The 18,042-nt window shown below is 67.3% G+C and carries 14 protein-coding genes; 8 read left to right on the plus strand and 6 right to left on the minus strand.

Annotated features, from left to right (window positions below):
• Nucleotides 1–565: 565 nt before the first annotated feature.
• The 3 genes from MOX01_RS12855 to MOX01_RS12865 are packed head-to-tail and all read right to left on the minus strand — an operon-like array spanning nt 566 to nt 2,779.
• Complete coding sequence (locus tag MOX01_RS12855; RefSeq protein ID WP_230977871.1) at nt 566–1,954, minus strand: hypothetical protein; 1,389 nt, start codon at nt 1,952–1,954, stop codon at nt 566–568.
• 47 nt (nt 1,955–2,001) lie between these two features.
• On the minus strand, nt 2,002–2,343 hold the full coding sequence (locus MOX01_RS12860) for an SHOCT domain-containing protein (RefSeq protein ID WP_061015264.1): 342 nt from the start codon (nt 2,341–2,343) through the stop codon (nt 2,002–2,004).
• A gap of 1 nt (nt 2,344) precedes the next feature.
• On the minus strand, nt 2,345–2,779 hold the full coding sequence (locus MOX01_RS12865) for a DUF6325 family protein (RefSeq protein WP_061015276.1): 435 nt from the start codon (nt 2,777–2,779) through the stop codon (nt 2,345–2,347).
• A gap of 214 nt (nt 2,780–2,993) precedes the next feature.
• On the opposite strand from MOX01_RS12865, the gene MOX01_RS12870 reads away from it, so the two are divergent.
• Both MOX01_RS12870 and MOX01_RS12875 read left to right on the plus strand, forming a co-directional pair.
• Nucleotides 2,994–3,380: an SHOCT domain-containing protein gene (locus MOX01_RS12870; protein WP_061015263.1), complete on the plus strand. Its 387-nt coding sequence runs from the start codon at nt 2,994–2,996 to the stop codon at nt 3,378–3,380.
• Nucleotides 3,381–3,384: 4 nt separating this feature from the next.
• Nucleotides 3,385–3,831 carry a DUF6325 family protein gene (locus MOX01_RS12875; RefSeq protein ID WP_061015262.1) on the plus strand — a complete coding sequence of 149 codons (447 nt, stop codon included), beginning with the start codon at nt 3,385–3,387 and terminating at the stop codon, nt 3,829–3,831.
• A 22-nt stretch (nt 3,832–3,853) separates the two neighbouring features.
• On the opposite strand, the gene MOX01_RS12880 is transcribed toward MOX01_RS12875, so the two are convergent.
• Complete coding sequence (locus MOX01_RS12880) at nt 3,854–6,310, minus strand: winged helix-turn-helix domain-containing protein (RefSeq protein ID WP_141370032.1); 2,457 nt, start codon at nt 6,308–6,310, stop codon at nt 3,854–3,856.
• A gap of 146 nt (nt 6,311–6,456) precedes the next feature.
• On the minus strand, nt 6,457–7,467 hold the full coding sequence (locus tag MOX01_RS12885) for a DUF998 domain-containing protein (RefSeq protein WP_218028592.1): 1,011 nt from the start codon (nt 7,465–7,467) through the stop codon (nt 6,457–6,459).
• A gap of 234 nt (nt 7,468–7,701) precedes the next feature.
• On the opposite strand from MOX01_RS12885, the gene MOX01_RS12890 reads away from it, so the two are divergent.
• From MOX01_RS12890 to MOX01_RS12915, 6 genes are all read left to right on the plus strand, one after another.
• Nucleotides 7,702–8,535 carry a mechanosensitive ion channel family protein gene (locus tag MOX01_RS12890; protein WP_170224251.1) on the plus strand — a complete coding sequence of 278 codons (834 nt, stop codon included), beginning with the start codon at nt 7,702–7,704 and terminating at the stop codon, nt 8,533–8,535.
• 21 nt (nt 8,536–8,556) lie between these two features.
• Complete coding sequence (locus MOX01_RS12895; protein ID WP_230977870.1) at nt 8,557–9,699, plus strand: AI-2E family transporter; 1,143 nt, start codon at nt 8,557–8,559, stop codon at nt 9,697–9,699.
• Nucleotides 9,700–9,831: 132 nt separating this feature from the next.
• Nucleotides 9,832–11,508: a SulP family inorganic anion transporter gene (locus MOX01_RS12900; protein WP_061015257.1), complete on the plus strand. Its 1,677-nt coding sequence runs from the start codon at nt 9,832–9,834 to the stop codon at nt 11,506–11,508.
• The gene (locus MOX01_RS12905; protein ID WP_061015256.1) at nt 11,508–12,179 is read left to right on the plus strand and encodes a GAP family protein; all 672 of its coding nucleotides are present in this window, start codon (nt 11,508–11,510) and stop codon (nt 12,177–12,179) included. The genes MOX01_RS12900 and MOX01_RS12905 overlap by 1 nt, the downstream gene beginning before the upstream one ends.
• 34 nt (nt 12,180–12,213) lie before the next feature.
• Nucleotides 12,214–12,930: a GAP family protein gene (locus MOX01_RS12910; RefSeq protein ID WP_061015255.1), complete on the plus strand. Its 717-nt coding sequence runs from the start codon at nt 12,214–12,216 to the stop codon at nt 12,928–12,930.
• A 131-nt stretch (nt 12,931–13,061) separates the two neighbouring features.
• A complete protein-coding gene (locus MOX01_RS12915; protein ID WP_061015254.1) occupies nt 13,062–15,404 on the plus strand; it encodes an arylsulfatase in 2,343 nt (780 codons plus the stop codon).
• A gap of 28 nt (nt 15,405–15,432) precedes the next feature.
• On the opposite strand, the gene MOX01_RS12920 is transcribed toward MOX01_RS12915, so the two are convergent.
• Nucleotides 15,433–18,030 (minus strand): winged helix-turn-helix domain-containing protein, encoded by a 2,598-nt coding sequence (locus MOX01_RS12920; RefSeq protein ID WP_141370038.1) that lies wholly within the window; start codon nt 18,028–18,030, stop codon nt 15,433–15,435.
• Nucleotides 18,031–18,042: the final 12 nt, after the last annotated feature.

Here is an 18,042-nt window from a genome sequence, read left to right on the forward strand (position 1 = left end):
CCCCCCCCCCCCCCCCAGGAATCCGTAGAACCGGTCGAAGCCGAGCTGCAGGGGCCACATCGATCGGTCCCCGCCGGGGGCGTTGTCCTGTTCCGGGACGTTGTGGTCCTTGCCCACCCAGAAGGTCGAGTAGCCGTTCTGCTGCAGGATCTGGCCGATCGTCGCGCACTCCCCCCGGCAGGCGTCCCGCGAATCCGGGGAACCCGTTGGTGCCCTCCATGATGACCCCCGCGCGGTTCACGTGGTGGTTTCGACCGGTGAGCATGGTCGATCGGGTCGGGGAGCACAGCGCCGTCGTGTGCCACTGCGTGTACGTGAGCCCGTCGGGCAAGGCGGTCCATCGTGGGCATGCTGATGCGGCCACCGTACGGCGACCAGGAGGCGAGTCCGGTGTCGTCGTAGAGCACGACGAGGACGTTCGGTGCACCATCGGGAGCCTTCCGCAGCTCGTACGGTGACCAGTCCGGGACCGAGTCCCGCACGTCCAGTTCGATCTGACCGGCGAAGTCCGCGTTGGATTCCGGCATCCTCTGCTCCTTCGATCATGAAGGCGAGGCCGGCGACGTCACAGCGGCGCCACCTCCACGTCTGCGTCTGCGTCTGTGTCCGTGTCTGTGTCTGTATCGCTACGGTCCGAACTCGTCCCGTCGGCATCGGACGCCCCCGCGACCGCTGGGGAGGGAAGCTCCGGACGTCGGAGCAGCTCGATCACGATCACGAAGACGACGAGCCCGGCGGTCACGCCGAGCACGGTCCCGAACGTCACCGGTCTGGTCACGACGAGGACGAGCACCGCGATCGCCATGCCCACGAGCAGAAGGGGTCCATGGAACCGCTCGATCATGAGGCCGAGCCGACCTGTCGACAATCCGCGACGCTCCCACGTGCCGCGCGTTGCGGAGAACCCGCTGTCGAGTGCGCTCCGCAGGGCCACGGCCGCACGGCTCGTGCCTGCACCCCATGCCCAGACCGCGATCAGCACGCCGACCATCGCCAGCGCGGCGATCGTCGGGCTCAACAGCGACGTCACCTGATCGAACAGCGACTGCGCGGCCGCCGCGGTCATGATCGACGGGCTGACGGCACCGATGAAGAACGTGCGCCCGATGCCCACTCCTCCTGCGAGGAGGAGGAATGCGGCAGCGAACGCCGCACTGGTCCAGAACAGTGCCCGCAGTCGGTTGCGCGCCACCGCGATGCCGACGACCACGAGACCGAGAACGACCCATGGCAACCAGAAGCCGGCGGCGACGGCCACCTGGTACAGGGTGCGCACCAGCACCAGCGCGTCGGCCTGAGCGATCGGAATCGATCTGTCGATCGCGGGGATGAGGTCGGCGAATCCGACGCCGCGTTCTTTCAAGGCGTCCTTGACCCGGTCGACGACGAGACCGAGATCTACCGAGAGCACACCGTCATCTGCGAGTTGCAACGCGGTACCTGGGCTGTTCTGCATGATCGCGACAGCGCGCTCATGGGTGAAACGGAGCGACTGAGCCCAGATGTCGGCGAATTGGTCGGAGGCGACGACGTCATGGATGACACCGTCGACGAGGGAGGTCAGTCCGCTGGCCGCCGGCGCTTCCAACAGGGAGAGCGCCGACGAGGCTCGTGGTGGCAGATCGAGCTCACGGAGCCCGTCGAACACGTCGCCGACGACGGCGTCGAAGTCCACCTGCTCCTGGATGGCGGAGCTGACCTGATCGGCGACGAAGTCCTGAACGTCGGGGTCGGCTGCGAGAGGTGCGAACGTCGCGACGAAGCGATCGGCGTCCACGAGCTGCAGACGCGCCCACGTCCCCATGGCGGCGATCGGCGCCAACAGCACCGCCACCGCCAGGACGATTCCCGCGACGATGCTCCTGGCCACCGGACGGCGTCGTGGCTTCGCGAGCTCGGCGTTCTCCTGCTCCAGCAGGGCGACTCGTGCCCGTAGATCGTCCAGTTCGCTCATTCGCGCTCTCGTCTCTGCTGTCGTTCCCGCGGCGGGCGATCTCGTCGTCAGCTCAGGAGCTTCTGCTTCGCTGCGGCGAACTCGGCCTCCGAGAGCACACCGGAGTCCTTCAGGGATGCGAGCTGCTGCAGCTTCGCGATCAGATCGTTCCCCGCTGCGGGGGCTGCCGGCGGCGGTGAGGAGTACTGCGCGGCGGCGTTCTGCGAGGCAGCGTCGATCTGCGCCTGCTGCTGCGCGGCCTCGTACTGCTGCTGTTCGTACTCCCCCTGTGCACGCTGCTCCTGGCGCCGTGACATCGCACCGCCGATGGCTGTCGCTGTTCCCGCAACCACCGCGGTCCTGGCCGCGAGGCCGATGAGCCCCGGCCGGCCGAATCTTCTCAAGGGCATGTCATTCACCTTCCTGATCGAGGATGTCCATCACCGCGTTCACCACGGGCGCCGGGACGCGCTCCGTGCGCAGCACCTCGCCCCCCGCCGCCGCGAGGTTCTGTGCAAGGGCGCGCGCGAAGGTGAGCTCGAGTACCACGAGTGCCGCAGACCGGCCCGGCGCGAGCGACGCGGCCAGCGCCTCGACGTCCTCCTCGCCTGCCAAGCCCGCGGCGATCGGCTCGAAGTCATCCAGACCGAGCGAGCCGTCCTCATCCTCGAGCTCGACGATCTCGACCGTCCCCGTCTCCGATTTCGCGATCACGACGAAGTCGAGCAGCCGCACCACTCCGCTGTCGACGAGATCGGTCAAGGCACGGAAAGTCGCCGGATCCGGACGCGACCCCTCGAACCCGACGAGGTAGAGCTCGGCCGGACCGAATCGGAAGTCATTCATGAAGATTTCCCTTCTCACGGCGCGCACGCCGACCGTGAACGACTCCATGCTCGCACCGCCTCCCCGGAAAAGCGCCGCGCTCTCACCCGCGGAGGATGAGAGCTCCGGCGCCGGCCCGACGCCGGGTCGCCCGTGCAGGGTGAGCGGTGCGTTCGCTCCGCGGTCACCACTGGCACCATCGCCGTAAGCAACAACTCAACGAAAGAGGTGCGACGTGTCCATTTGGGAAAGCTTCTGGGACATCATCTGGTGGTTCTTCTGGGTCTTCGTGTTCGTCTCCTATCTGATGGTGCTCTTCAACATCGTCGCCGACCTGTTCCGGGATCACACCCTCAACGGCTGGTGGAAAGCCGTCTGGATCATCTTCCTGATCTTCGTCCCGTTCCTCACGGCGCTCATCTACCTGATCGCGCGCGGCAGGGGCATGGGCGAACGGAGCGCGTCGGCGTACCGCGAACAGCAGCACGCAGCGGACTCCTACATCCGCAGCGTCGCCGGGTCGAGCCCCAGCGATGAGATCGACAAGGCGTCCAAGCTGCTCGCCGCCGGCACGATCACCCCGGACGAGTTCTCGGCCATCAAGGCCCGTGCGTTGAGCTGACGTCGTGGCTGAGGCGGTCGATCTGACGAGACTCCGGGCGCTCGGCGACGTGGAGTTCGTCGTCGTCCGCCTCGAGGACGACCGCCTCGGCTCCCACGTCCTCGAGGCGCTCCTACGCCAGGTGGAGAACGGCGCCATCCGCCTGCTCGACGTCGTGATCATCAGGCGCCTCGGTCCTGACGAACATCGCCTCGTCGAGGTGGATCGCGATGATTTCACGCTCGCGGGTCTGGTCCTGGGAACGCCGGGGCTCATCGGAGCGGACGATGCAGGACACTTCGCCGCGAGGATCCCGATCGGTGCTCTCGCCGCCCTGTTCCTCGTCGAACTCGCCTGGGTGGAGCGGTTCGCCCGCGACGTGGACTGCAGGATCGATCGGATCCTCACGACGCAGCAGATCCCTGCCAGGGTCGCGAACACCGTCCTCTCGTCGGCCCTTCGCGGGCCGTGACTCCGTTCAGGGATGGCGCGGGTCAGACGGTCGTGCGCACGGCCTCGCGACGCGACGACACTCCGAGCTTCCGGTAGATCGCGCGCTGGTGCGTCTTCACCGTGTTGATCGACACCGCGAGCTCACGAGCGATCTCCTGCAGGGTACGCGCCGTCTGCAACTGCTGGAAGACGTCGCGCTCCCGTTCGGAGAGAGCGTCCACTGGCGAACCCGCGTTGTCCTTCGCCAGTGATCTGCCGATGAAGTCCTCGAACTGCGTCCCGAAGTGCACGTGCTCGGCCAGCAGTTTGCGCGCGGCTGTGTCGCGCGGACCGAACAGAAGACGGATGTCCTCCCCCGCGGCGACGGCGACAGCGGCCTCGCACAGCTCATGTGCCTCGTCGTGGTGGCCCGCACGACGTCGCAGCAATGCCGCCGTGAGCAGGGTCGAGGCCTTCACGTAGGAGACCTCGCCGAAAGCGCGCAGTGACCTCAGCATCTCCAGTGCGGCGGCGTACTCGCCGGCGCGCCGGAGCACACCCGACAGCGCGACGTTGACGACCGGCAGGTCAGGGCAGTGGATGTACTTCCGGGCGATCCGCATCGCGCGGTCCTGTCGACCGACGGCTTCTTCGAGCAGAGCGACCGACGACTCTCGGAAGGCCGGCCACGAGATGCCGTGCACCACCTCCAGCGGAATGTCCTGGATACCGATCGCCGCGCGGCGGCAGACCGCGACGTCTCCGGTCTCCGCAGCCGCGTAGGCGATCATCATGCGAGCCACACTCATGAAGGAATGGTCGGAGCCGGCGTTGTGGACGACGACGCCGAACTCGCGGATCGCGTCGTCGAACTCCCCCGCCCAGTACGACACGTATCCCGCTGCCACGGCCGCGCTGCCTCCCGCATACGTGCTCCACGGAAGTCCGACATCATCGGCGCGCTCGACGGTGCGGAGCGTTCGCCGTGCCTCGACGAATCGGCCGGCCCAGGTCTGTCCGAAGGCGAGGTGCCCGAGTGATCGCTTCGCGAGTTCGCGATCCCCCGAATTCTGCGCCTCCCGGGCCGCGGCGGAGAAGTACTCGAGCGGGACTGCCGGGTTACCGCGATGACGGATCTCCGTCCATCCGAGGAGATAGTTGAGCGCGGCTCGGTCCCCGAGATCCGTGGAATCCGCTTCGAGCAGCATCTGCCGCACCTTCGCGCTCGCATCCGCCACCGCCGCACGCTCGTCGGCGATGAAGAGCCGCGCGATCTGCAGCACGGCGGGCTCGTCAACACCGCCCGGTGTCGCCACCGTCGCCTCCGCCCGACGGAACAGCTCCCTCGCCACGCGATGATCGCCGAGCACGTCGCTGGCGCACGCACGCACCAGAAGCACCTGCGCGTCGTCGGGCACCCGATGCAGCATCTCCATCGCCGTGCGTTCGACCTCGTCGGCGCGGGCACCGACCACGAGCCCCACCCAGTGCCGGAGCAGCGTCTCTCTGGCACCGAAGAAGTCCGAGGCGTGGAGCGAATGCGCGATGGACGCTGTCGGATCGGTCGCCTCGAGTGCGGACGCCGCGCGACGATGACATGCGGCAGCGCGCTGCGCATCACCGGCCAGAATCTCCGCGCACCGCCGTGCGAAGGACGCGTGCCATCGGTACACGACACCGTGCGGACCCTCGAACCTGTCGAGGAAGAGACCGAGTCGCACGCACGTCTCCAGCATCGCCGGAGCATCGGCGCGACCGGTGACCGCTGCAGCGAGCTCGGGAGTCAGCTCACCGCAGATGCTGGCCTCGAGGACGAAGTTCGAGACCTCGACCGGGAGTGCACCCAGCACGTGCTCTCTCACGTAACCGCCGAGGAAGCTCGAAGCGCTCTGTGCGCGGCTGTCCGGCTTGGCTCCGCCGATCATCATCAGTCTGACGGCGATAGGCCAGCCTCTGGTCTCCTCCATGATCGTCGCGCGCGAGAGGCCGTCCGGTTCCTGGTCGAGGAGTTGCTGCACCTCGTCCCCGGTGAAGCTGAGTGTCTCCGCACCGACGAACGAACCGGGATGTGTCACCCGGTGCCGGGAAAGCGTCACCTCGAGGAGCGTCGTCCCCACCAGCACCACGCTGAGAGTGTCCGGAGCCTGCTCTGCCAGCATCCCCAGCAGACCTTCGCGCCACGCCTCCCCTGCGCGATGCGCATCGTCGACGACGAGATGCACGCGTTCCCCCGACTCCTCGAGGACTCGGCAGATCTCCTGATAGGCGCGATAGGGATCCTCCAGGTCCCGGTCGAGGTCGAGGTCGAGACCCGAGCGCCCAGCGGCTTCGACGAGCGCGTTAACGACCCCCTGAGTCAGCCTGGCGGGATCGGAGTCGAACGTGCTGAGCCCGAGCCATGCGACATGGTCGAGGCGGCATGCCCAATCGGCGACCGCGGTCGTCTTGCCGAAACCGCTCGGGGCGCTGACCACGGTCAGCGGGTGATGGGCTGCGGCTTCCTCCACCGCTGCGCTCACCCGTGCACGGTGGATGGCGCCCGGCTGGGGTGCGGGCGGCCGGAATCGCACCGTTGGTCCCGGTCTCGACGAACGTACGGGGTGCGACATGGCACCAAGCTAGTGGCGTCTCGAACACCCCTTCAAGGTCATCCTCCGGGTGATCTTTACCCGGCGGCTTCGGTGGCCGCGTCGCGTCTGAGCGCGTCCGCCGTGCGGATGAACAGGATGATCCAGGTGAACACGAGGGTGCCGGCCACCAGCTCGACCGCAGTGAGCGTGTAGTAGCCGATGGCGAAGAAGACCGCCAGCACCACGATGACGAGCAGGAAGACGTACCCCAGCATGAGGAAGGTCCGCGAGACTCTCGGCACCCACCGCCGGAGTCCGACGACGGCCACGGCGAACGCCACGACCATTCCCGACGCCACCCCGGTGTGGAGGGCGAAGTGTTCGTCCACGGGGAAGACACCGACCAACGCGAGGAAGACCCCGACGACGACGAGGCAGGTCCGAACCGCGATCACCCCGCGCGGATGCGTCGTCGGAACCTCCTTCGTCGCGTACCTCGCCAGCGTGGTGACCAGCACGCCTGCGACGATCAGAGTCAGGTTGAACGCTCGGGCCGACAGATCATCCGTCATGCCGAGCGCGCTGAGGTTCTCCTGCCACCATTGCGGATCACTCGCGGTCAGCATGCTCGCCAGGATCCCGAGGATCAGGAACACCGCGAGCACCGTCGCGAGCATCTGGAGATCGAGATGCGTCGACGAGTAGTACGTCACGTATGCCGAGAGCCCTGCCGCCGCCCCGGTGAGCATGAGCACCGGGACCGGGAAGACCACCGCTCCGCTGAACGCCGCTTCGATGACGACGGCTGCGAGTGTCCATCCGAGCAAGGCGATCACTGCGTGGGCGAAGGCGAAGGCAGCGATGTCGACGACGTCGAGCGCACCGAGGCGCTTCCGCCGTGCAGGATCGGAGGCGATCACGCGTCCTAAGACGAAGACCACGGTCGCCGTGACAGCGGACGCGAGCGCCGCGAACTGCCCGACGGAATCCGGCCCGGAGATGGGCGCCCCCTGCAGTCGGAACACCACGAGGGCGACGAGAGCGGCGATGATGAAGGCGCAGATCGAGATCTGAAGGCCGATGGCCTCTCGAGACCGTTCCCGCATGGCTCCCTTCGATCGGGCTGCCGTGAGGAGGTCCGGTGATGGGGGCGACGACGACATGTGCTCAGTCTGGGGCTCTGCTCCTGCCTGAGCGAGCGCCCTTCACCCTCCTGGGGCGATGGCGCCGCCACCCCAGGACATCACCCCCGAGGGATGAGTGGCCGACCCGCGGCGAGCGCGCGCGTCGCATGCTGGTCGGATGTTGCGGATGAACCTGCGAGCGAGCGGTCGCCGCCCGTGAGTCTGGACGTGCTCTTCCCGGACGGCCTGTCGCCGTGGCAGATCGTGCTCGCGGTGCTCTCGGTCCTCGTCGGTTGGCTGCTCTCCCGTTTCGCACGCAAGGGCGTGCTCAAGATCACGAAGCGCGCACCGGGTATCTCCGACTCCGTCGCCCAGCTGGCGGCACGGTTCGCCCAGTACTCGCTGCTGCTGATCGGGATCGGGGTCGGGCTGGCCTTCCTCGGCGCGAATGTCCAACCGCTCCTGGCGATGACCGCGATCGCGGTCGTCGTTCTGGTCCTCGTGCTCCGCGGCGTCGCGGACAACTTCGCGGCCGGGGTGCTGATCCAATCCCGCCAGTCCGTGAAGATCGGCGAGGAGATAGAGGTCGAAGGGCCCGACGGCAAGCTGCGAGGAGTCGTGCAGGAGCTCAACGGCCGGTCGGTCATCCTCTCGACCGTCGACGGTCGGACCGTACACGTACCGAACGCCGCCCTCCTCACCGGGGTCCTGGTCAACGACTCTCGCCACGGTGCGCGGTGCAGCACCCTCGACATCCGGGTCGAACGGGCGGACGGGATCGATGCTCATGACGTCGTGTCGATCATCTCCCGCGCCGCGAGCGAGGTCGAAGGAGTGCACACCCGCGAACATCCGGGCGTGATCTTCACATCGGTCTCCCCGGCCCGGTGGATGCTCGCGCTCCGCATCTGGCATCACCCGCTCCATGGCACGTCCGTGGTGTCAGCGACGATCCACGACGTGGCAGCGGCATTGGAAGCGGCGGGTCTGCGAGCCGTCGTCTCGGGACATCAGGACGTGCCGCCGCTGGTCGCTCCCGAGCCCTTCTGACCCGTCGACTACGCTTTCGGCGTGACCACCTCGCCTGCGCCGGAGCGCTCCCCCGACCGGATCTCCCCCAGTCTGCGGGTGCTGCTCCTTCTCGCGGCGAGCGCAGTGACCCTCGCCGGCGTCTACTTCGCGCGCGATCTCCTCGGACCCGTCGCGCTCGCGATCGTGATCGTGGTGATCTGCGATCCTCTGCGTCGACCGCTCGAACGGCGCGGGTGGCCGCAGTGGGGCAGCACGACCGCGGTGATCGTCGTCGCCTACCTGATCCTCCTGGTCATGGGCGCTCTGCTCTGGCTGGCCGGCACGCAGTTCGCGCGGCTCATCGCCGACCTCGTCTCGGAAGGCGGACTGGCGAAGACCGTCGATGATCTCGTCGGGTGGCTGCAGTCCCTCGGCCTGGACGAGGAGGCGTCGGCCGCCGCGGCTTCGGTCCTCGATCCGACGACGCTTCTGGGACTCGCACGCAGCATCGGCGGGACTGTGATCGGCGTCGCGACCGCACTGTTCTTCGTCTGCGCCTACATCATCTTCATGGCGGTCGACGCGGCCCGCTATCGGGACGCTCCGTCGGTGTTCGGGGCATCCAAGGCCGCAGTCATCGCCCGGATCACTCGGCTCAACACCGGTGTGCGCCGCTACTACATCGTCAACGCGACTTTCGGCGCGATCGTCGCTGTCATCGACGGTCTCGCGCTGTGGTGGATGGGCGTCCCCGCACCCGTGGTCTGGGCGATCCTCGCGTTCGTCACGAACTTCATCCCGAACATCGGCTTCGTGCTCGGGCTCGTCCCGCCCGCGATCCTGGCCTTCGTCGTCGGAGGGTGGCCTCTGCTCATCGGTGTGGTCGCGGTCTACTGCGTCGTGAACGTGGTGCTCCAGGTTCTCGTGCAGCCGAAGTTCGTCAGCGACGCCGTCGATCTCAGCTTGACCCTGAGCTTCTTCTCCGTGATCTTCTGGACCTTCATCATCGGCCCGCTCGGTGCGATCCTCTCGATCCCGCTCACGCTCCTCGCACGCACGCTCGTCTTCGAGGGCGATCCCGACACGCTCTGGGTGCGGTGGCTCTCGGGCGACCGCACCGCGGTCCCGCGGACACCGGAGCCGGAGCCCGCCCCGGCGGCGACACGGCGAGGCCGACGGCGGCGCATACCTCGTCGCCGCTGAGCGGGCGGCGCAGGACGCTCCGGCTGTAAATCACCAGGGGTGAGTTGCGGTCGATCCGTGGTCCGGCGACCCCTCCGGTGGGATCGTGGACGCAGGAGCGCTCGACCAGGGGCGCCGGCGGATGGAGGCGATGTGCAACGTCCACTCGCAGGACTGACCAGACGCAACTTCGTCACCGAGCTGACCGCTGGCGTCACTCTGCTCGCGATCGCCATCCCCCTCAACATCGGGTACGCGCAGATCGCGGGCCTGCCGCCCACCGCCGGGCTGTACGCACTCATCGTCCCCACGGTCGTCTACGCCCTCGTGGTGTCCTCCCGGCAGCTGGTCGCCTCACCCGATGCCGCAGCCGCAGCACTCGTCGCCTCCTCGATCGGCGGGCTCGCGGCCGCCGGAAGCGCGGACTACGCGACGCTCGCGCTCGCCCAGGCCATCATCTGCGGCATCATGTTCGCGTTGCTCGCGGTCTTCAAGCTCGGGTTCCTCGCCAACTTCCTCTCCAAGCCGATCCTCGTCGGCTTCGTCGGCGGTCTCGCCCTCGACATCATGGTGAGCCAGCTCGCGAAGATGCTCGGCGTCAGCATCGACTCCGGGAAGGACTTCACCGGGAAGGTCGCTGATCTGATCGGCGGGCTCCCGACGCTCAACGGATGGGCGGTGCTGATCTCGGTCTGCTCCGTCGCCGTGCTGCTGCTCGGCCGCAGGTTCCTCCGTGCCGTCCCGTGGGCTCTGATCGTCCTGGTGGCGACGACCGTCGTCGTGGTCCTGACCGGGCTCGACCAGCGAGGAGTCGACGTCCTGGGTGAGGTCCCCGCCGGTGCGCCCGTGCTCACGTGGCCCGTGATCGACTGGTCGCTGTGGCTCATGCTGGTCCCATCGGCGATCGCGCTGACACTGGTCACCACGGCCGAGGGGCTACTGGTGTCGAGGTCGTATTCCGAGAAGCACGGATACCCGTTCCACGCGAACCGCGATCTCCTGGCGTTCGGCGCGGCGAACATCGCCGCAGGCGCTCAGGGCAGCTTCTCCGTCGGCTCATCGACGTCCCGCACCGCCGCCATGGATCAGGCGGGTTCTCGTACGCAGTTCCCCGCGCTGATCCTCGCTGCAGGCACGCTCCTGCTGCTGCTGTTCGGCACCGCGCTGCTGGCCGATATCCCCTCCCCGGCGATCGGAGCGATCGTCGGCGTCGCGATCATCCCCCTGCTCGGCATCCGCGAGTTCATCGATCTGTGGCGCAAAGACCGGTTCGAGTTCCTGATCGGCGCGACCTGCTTCCTGGTCACCCTGTTCATCGGTTCGATCCCCGGGATCCTCGTCGCATTCGTCCTCGCGCTGATAAACCTGGCCAAGCGCGCGGCCAATCCGGCCATCGACGTCCTCGAGTCCACCGGCGACCCGGGTGAGTCCCTCCTGGAGGATGCGCCGGCCGGGACCATGACCGCTCCGGGGATCGTGGTCGTCCGACTCGCCGCGCCCCTGTTCTTCGCGAACGGGGCGGTGTTCTCCTCTGCGGTGAAGACCGCCGTCCGCGCCGCCGGAGAGAACGAGGTCCGTCACCTGGTGGTCGATATGGAGGCGGTGACCGACGTCGATGTCACCGGCGCCGAATCGTTCGCCTCCCTCAAGGAATGGCTCGCCGACCGCTCCGTCTCCCTGTCCTTCAGCCGAGTGCGCCCCAACACCGTGCACCGGCTGAAGGCCCTCGATCTCCTGGCTTCGGAACACGTCTACGCGACCAACCGCGAGGCGATCGCGATGCTCGCCGCTCCGGAAGCAGGACGAGCTCCCCTCGAGAAAGGCCCCTGATGGGTAGCGTCATCGGAGACATCCTCCCGCTCGCGCTCGGCGTGGCGATCAGTCCGATTCCGATCATCGCCGCAATCCTCATGCTGCTCTCACCCAAGGCGAGGGTGACCAGCGTCGGCTTCCTCTTCGGCTGGGTGCTGGGGATCGTCGTCGCGGTGACGGTCTTCACGCTGGTGTCCTCGCTCCTGCCGGAAGATGACAGCGACGCGTCGCATCCGATCCGCGGCGCGGTTCAGCTCGTTCTGGGGGCTCTGCTCTTCCTGCTGGCTTTCGGGCAGTGGCGCAAACGCCCCCGGCCGGGCGAGGAGGCCGCACTGCCGAAGTGGATGAAGGCGATCGACACGATCACCTTCCCGTTCGCGTTCGGGCTCGGCTTCCTGCTGTCGGCGGTGAATCCCAAGAACCTCATCATGGCCGCCGGCGCCGGCACGGACATCGGTGGCGCGGCGCTTCCCGTGGGGTCGATCGTCGTGGTGATCGCCGTGTACACGGTCATCGCCGCCTCGACGGTGCTCGTCCCGGTCATCGGCTACCTCGTCGCCGCCGATCGGCTCCGAGCGCCCCTGGATGCTCTCCGCGGTTGGCTGGCGGCGGAGAATGCCGTCATCATGGCGGTTCTGCTGCTGGTCATCGGCATCTCGATGATCGGCAAGGGCATCGGCAGCTTCTGAGGCACGGCAGCGGGGTTGTGGAAGGAGGGATGACGTGGGCGAGTTGATCCTGGACCTCGTGCCCGTCGCCCTCGGCGTCGTGCTCAGCCCCCTCGCCATCATGGCCCTCGTCGCCGTGCTGCTGTCCCGCAACGCGAGGACGAACGGGATCGCCTATCTGCTCGGCTGGTTGCTGGGCCTCGCAGGCATCATGACGCTCGGTCTCTGGCTCTTCCCGATGCTCGCGGTGCACGAGCACGACGAGCCGCCCCTGTGGGTGCCGGTGGTCCGCCTGCTGATCGGTGGCTTCCTCGTGTCGGCGGCTGTCTGGGTCTACCGGAAGGGGCGTGCCCGTATCGAGCAGATGGCGACAGCCGCTACTCCTCGCGACGTCGTGGACGCTTCTCCCCAGCTGCCCGGCTGGCTGCATTCCGTCGAGTCGTTCCGGCCGGGGCGCACCTTCCTGCTCGGCCTCGGTCTGTTCGTGCTCAACCCCGTGGATGCGTCATGCGCCATCCTCGCCGCGCTGGACATCACGCAGTCCGGCGTCGCGCCCGGTGCCGGAACCGCTGTCGCCGCCGCGTTCGTCGTGCTCGGCGCCCTGCCGATCGCCCTGCCGGTGTTCTTCGTCCTCGTCCGTGGTGCGCGCGCCCAGCCCGTGCTCGACCGCATGCGCTCCTGGATCGCCGGCAACACACACGTGCTCAACGCGGCGCTGCTTCTCGTGATCGGCGCCCTCCAACTCGAGAAGGCGATCGCCGCACTGATCTGAAGTCCACACGGGGACGCGCAGAGTTCACCCGGATGAAGCGCACCCGACTCTGATGACCCCACGACTCACACCGCAGTACGTTGAACGCGGCAGGGAGCCGCATCGTTCCACCGAGATGAAGGAGGCCCACGATGGCTCGCGAATTCCAAGGCAAGATCGAACTCGACGTGCGCGATTCCGTTCCTGACTGGGACGCCTTCCGACCGCCGACCCCGCCGAGCGGCGCTCCGAACGTGCTGGTCGTCCTGTACGACGACACGGGCATGGCGGCGTGGTCGCCGTACGGCGGACGGATCAACATGCCGACGATGGACCGTCTCGCTCAGAACGGCCTCACCTACTCCCAGTGGCACACGACGGCGCTGTGCTCCCCCACCCGGTCGACGTTCCTGACCGGACGCAACCACCACCTCAACGGCTTCGCGACGATCTCCGAGTCCTCGACGGGCTTCCCCGGCTACAACTCCCACATCCCCGATTCGAACGCGACCATGGCGCACGTGCTCCGTGACGCCGGCTGGTCGACCTTCTGGGTGGGGAAGAACCACAATGTGCCGATCGACGAGTGGACTGCCGGTGCGTCGAAGAAGCACTGGCCGCTCGCTCAGGGGTATGACCGCTTCTACGGGTTCATCGGCGGAGAGACCAACAACTGGTACCCCTCGCTGGCTGAGGACAACCACTACATCGACCAGCCGTACCTGCCGGAAGACGGGTACCACCTCTCGAGGGACCTCGCCGACCAGGCCCTCACGATGATCCGCGATGTCAAGCAGACCGAGCCGGAGAAGCCCTGGTACCTGTGGTTCTGCCCCGGCGCGAACCATGCTCCGCACCACGCCCCTCAGGAGTACATCGACAAGTACAAGGGGCAGTTCGACGACGGCTACGAGGCCTATCGCGAATGGGTGCTCGCCCGGATGATCGAGAAGGGAATCCTCCCCTCCGACACAGATCTGACCACGCTGAACCCGATGACCGACGGCACGTTCAATCCGACCGACGAGGTGCGCCCGTGGGACACGCTGAACGCCGAGGAGAGGGCCATGTTCTCGCGGATGGCCGAGGTCTACGCGGGTTTCAGTGAATACACCGACTCCCAGGTCGGCCGCATCGTCGACTACCTGGAGGAATCGGGGCAGCTGGAGAACACCCTCATCATCTACTGCGCCGACAACGGGGCGTCCGGCGAGGGCAGCCCCAACGGCTCGGTCAACGAGGGCAAGATCTTCGGCGGATACCCGGACGACGAGGCGGAGAACCTCCGCATGGTCGACAAGCTCGGCTCGCCGGAGACCTACAACCACTACCCCACCGGGTGGGCGGCGGCGTTCTCGACTCCATACAAGATGTTCAAGCGGTACACCTATCAGGGCGGCGTGTGCGACCCGCTGGTGATCCACTGGCCCGCCGGGATCAAGTCACGGGGAGAGGTGCGCCATCAGTACCACCACTCGACCGACATCGTGCCCACGATCCTCGAGGCGTGCGGCGTGACGTTCCCCGAGACCTACAACGGCGTCGAGCAGACGCCGCTGTCCGGAGTCTCGATGGCGTACTCGTTCGATGCCGCCCCCGACGGGGCGACCGAGAAGAAGACCCAGTACTACGAGATGCTCGGCCAGCGCGGCATCTGGCACGAAGGCTGGAAGGCCGTCGCGGTCCACGGTCCGATGAGTGGCATCAGCAACTTCAACGAAGACGAGTGGGAGCTTTACCACACAGACACCGACCGGGCCGAGGCCAAGAATCTCGCGGCCGAGCACCCCGACAAGCTCGCCGAGCTCAAGTCGCTGTGGATGGAAGAGGCGAAGACGAACAACGTCCTGCCTCTGAACGATCTGCAGATCATCGGGAACCCGAAGGACTTCGAGACGTTCATCGCCATGGAGTTCCACCAGCCGGCTCCGCCCTCGGGCCGATTCGTCTACTACCCGGGCACGAGTGAGGTTCCGGAGCGCTCTGCGGCGAACACCCACGGCGTCTCTTACAAGATCGCCGCCGAGGTCGAGTTCACGCCTGAGACCGAGGGCGTCATCTTCGCGCACGGCTCGCGCTTCGGCGGCCACGCCCTCGTCGTCAAGGACGGGCAGGTGCACTACGTGTACAACTTCCTCGGCATCCCGCCGGAGGACCGGGTGTCCGCGCCCGTTCCCACCTCCGGGAAGCACATCATCGGCGTGGAGTTCACGAAGGAAGGCATGGGCGAACACCGCGAGGGGGTCGGACCGGTGAAGCTCTACATCGACGACGAGGTCGTCGGTGAGAAGCAGATCCGCACGGTGCTCGGTCACTTCTCCTTGTGCGGCGAGGGCCTGACGATCGGTCGAGACAGCGCCGATCCCGTGTCGTCGCTGTACGGGTACGGTTTCGACTTCACCGGGGGCGAGATCGCTAAGGTCGTGTTCGACATCGCCGACGACGCCTACCTCGACCTCGAAGCACATCTGGCAGCAGCCATGGCACGCGACTGAGTCGCTCTCCCCGCGGCGGCTGCGTGCGCTACTCGATCCCGAGAGCGTGCGCAGCCGCCGTCACGCTGTCCCGGTCGGAGACGCCCAGCTTGCGGTAGATGTTGCGCACGTGCGTCTTGACCGTGTTCGGGGAGATGAACTCCTGCTCCGCGATCTCCCGGAGCGTCGCGTTGCGACTCAACGCCGTGAGCACGATGCGTTCGCGACGGGTGAGCTCCTCCTCGATGAGCACTCCTGCTGCGGTGAGACGTTCGCGGACGCGATCCGCGAAGCGACCGCGTGATCCCGGAGTCGCGCGCGCGGCGAGAAGGCGCGCGACGACCGGCCCGGCGTCGGCGAATCGTCGGATGTGCTCCTCCGGTTCGGCCAGGGCGAGCGCGAACGACAGCGACACCTGCGCCTGATCGGGACAGCCGGCCTGCACTTCGATACAGGCAGCGACCAGCCAGGCGTCGATCATCGACGCAGGGAGAAGGCACGGCGCCACCCCTTCCAGCACCGGAGCGAGAGCGGCCCGCGCCGGCTCGAACGCCTGATCGTGCAGCGCGGCGATCGCGCGGAGCACGGCCACCTCGCCGACCTCGCCGAGAGCGTCTCCGACGTCGTGGATGAAGCGGTCTCTGAGGGCGTACTCTCCTAGCGCGTTGAAGGCGCGGATCGCGAAAGTGCTCGTCATCGCATACCAGTGCACAGGCAGCGGCATGTCGTCGCGCGGTGCGAGGTTCTCGAGGAGAGCGAGAGCCGCCGCGTGCGCGTCGATGGCGCCATCGACGTTCAGCAGGGCGATCAGGCCTCGCAGACCCCGTGCGATCGCCGGCTCCGTTCCGGACTCGATGATCCCGGTCGCCGCGCGCAGCGTCTGATCCACATCGGCGACAAGCATCTGTTCGAAAGGCACCCAGTACCGCCACACCCGCGTGACCTCGTAGAAGGAGTCCGCAGGCATGCCGAGCGCGCGCCAGCGCTCATCCAGCAGCGCGCCGGAACGCAGCACTTCTCGCATCTGACCTCGGAAGAGATCGGCTGTGTTCAGGATCGCGGCCGCCTGCAGCTCCGCCGCGGCAGTGCCCGCGGCGTGAGCGTGGTCCCCCGCGAGCCGGGCGAACCGGTCGGCATCGTTCAACGCCCCCGTATACAGCTCTGCCATGGCAGCCTGCAGGAATACATAGGTGTCGAGCTGCGACTCCCCCGACACCTCGTAGAGACCCGGCTCCAGCCGGTCGAGCGTTTCCGAGAGGCCCCCGCGACGCACGGCTGTGTGCAACTCCAGGCCCTTTCGCCATTGACGGACCGCAACGGAATCCTCAAGGTCCGAGTCCGACTCGAGCAGCGCCGCAGCGCGGGCCGCGTCTCCCTGTGTGAGCTCGGCGGACGCCGTCAGCATCCGCATGGCAGGATCCGCGAGCACAGGTCGAGGAAGACACGCGATCGCTGCGACCACCTCAGCCGCATAACCCATGAGGATCAGCTGCAGCCCACTGCGACGGAGGATCCGTGAGGTCGAGCAGTCGTCGCCGCTCCGCGCGGCGTGGAACATGGCGCGCTCGTGCTCCTGCTCGGCCGCGAACCACTCCGCTGTCACGCTCTCGAGCTCCTCGACGGCCGCCTCTCCTCTGTCCTTCAGGCGGGCATAGAGGAACTCCCGCAACAGCGGATGGTAGTGATACCAGACCGGTTCTTGACCGCTACGACTGATCAGCACGTTGAGTCGCATGAGCTGTTCGATCAGCGGTTCGGCCGGCATTCCTCCTGTCAACTGCGAGGCTAGAGCCGGCGTGAACGACTCGGGCACCGAGGTGAGCACGAGGAACTCACTGAGGCTTTCGTCGAGATCGGCGAAGACCTCCTCGGCGAAGTAGTCGGTCACCGTCGGAGAGTCACCGCGCAGCGGGAGGACCGTGGCGAACGAATCATGCAGCGCCGCCAGCTCCAGCAGCCGGAGTCCCGTGGCCCATCCTTCGGTACGCAACAGCACGGTGGTGATCTCGCCCTGCGAAAGGCGCATCCCCCGCGCGCGGAAGAACGCTCGCACCTCCGCCGGTGTGAATGCCAGGTCACGGCTTCCGAGTTCCAGTGCCATGCCGACGATACGTCGACGCGCAAGAGGCAGACGCCGGGTTCCGCGTCCGGAGACCACGACGTGGGCGGTACCCGACACTGCGCTCAGGAACGCCGACAGCATCTCGGCGAGTGACCCGGTCTCGATGAGGTGCACATCGTCGATGATCACGACTACCCGACGGCCCGCGGCGCGGAGGGCTCGGGCCAGATCTCGCGCCCTCTCCGTCGACCACGGCCCGGTGAGGCGGTCGAGTGCCTCGCGCAGCGAGGGGTCTTCGATGCTCCGAAGAGCAGACTGCAGGGGGTCGAGGTCCCGATGCCAGCGCTGGAGCGAGAGCCACACCACACGCGATCGATCGTCGTCCGAGGAGGTAATCGAATGCGCCCACTGGGTGAGCAGCCGTGTCTTGCCCGACCCCGCGGGGGCCGACAGGACGGTGAGTGTCCAGGGCTCGTCCAACGCGGCGGAGAGTCGTGACAGCAGTCGGGCTCTGGGGATGTCACCGGGGCCTGCAGGAAGCGGAGGAATCCACGCTGAATCGACGTCTGGCTGTTCTTCGACCATCAAGAGCCCCCG

This window comes from Microbacterium oxydans (assembly GCF_006540085.1).
GTDB classification, from domain to species: domain Bacteria; phylum Actinomycetota; class Actinomycetes; order Actinomycetales; family Microbacteriaceae; genus Microbacterium; species Microbacterium oxydans.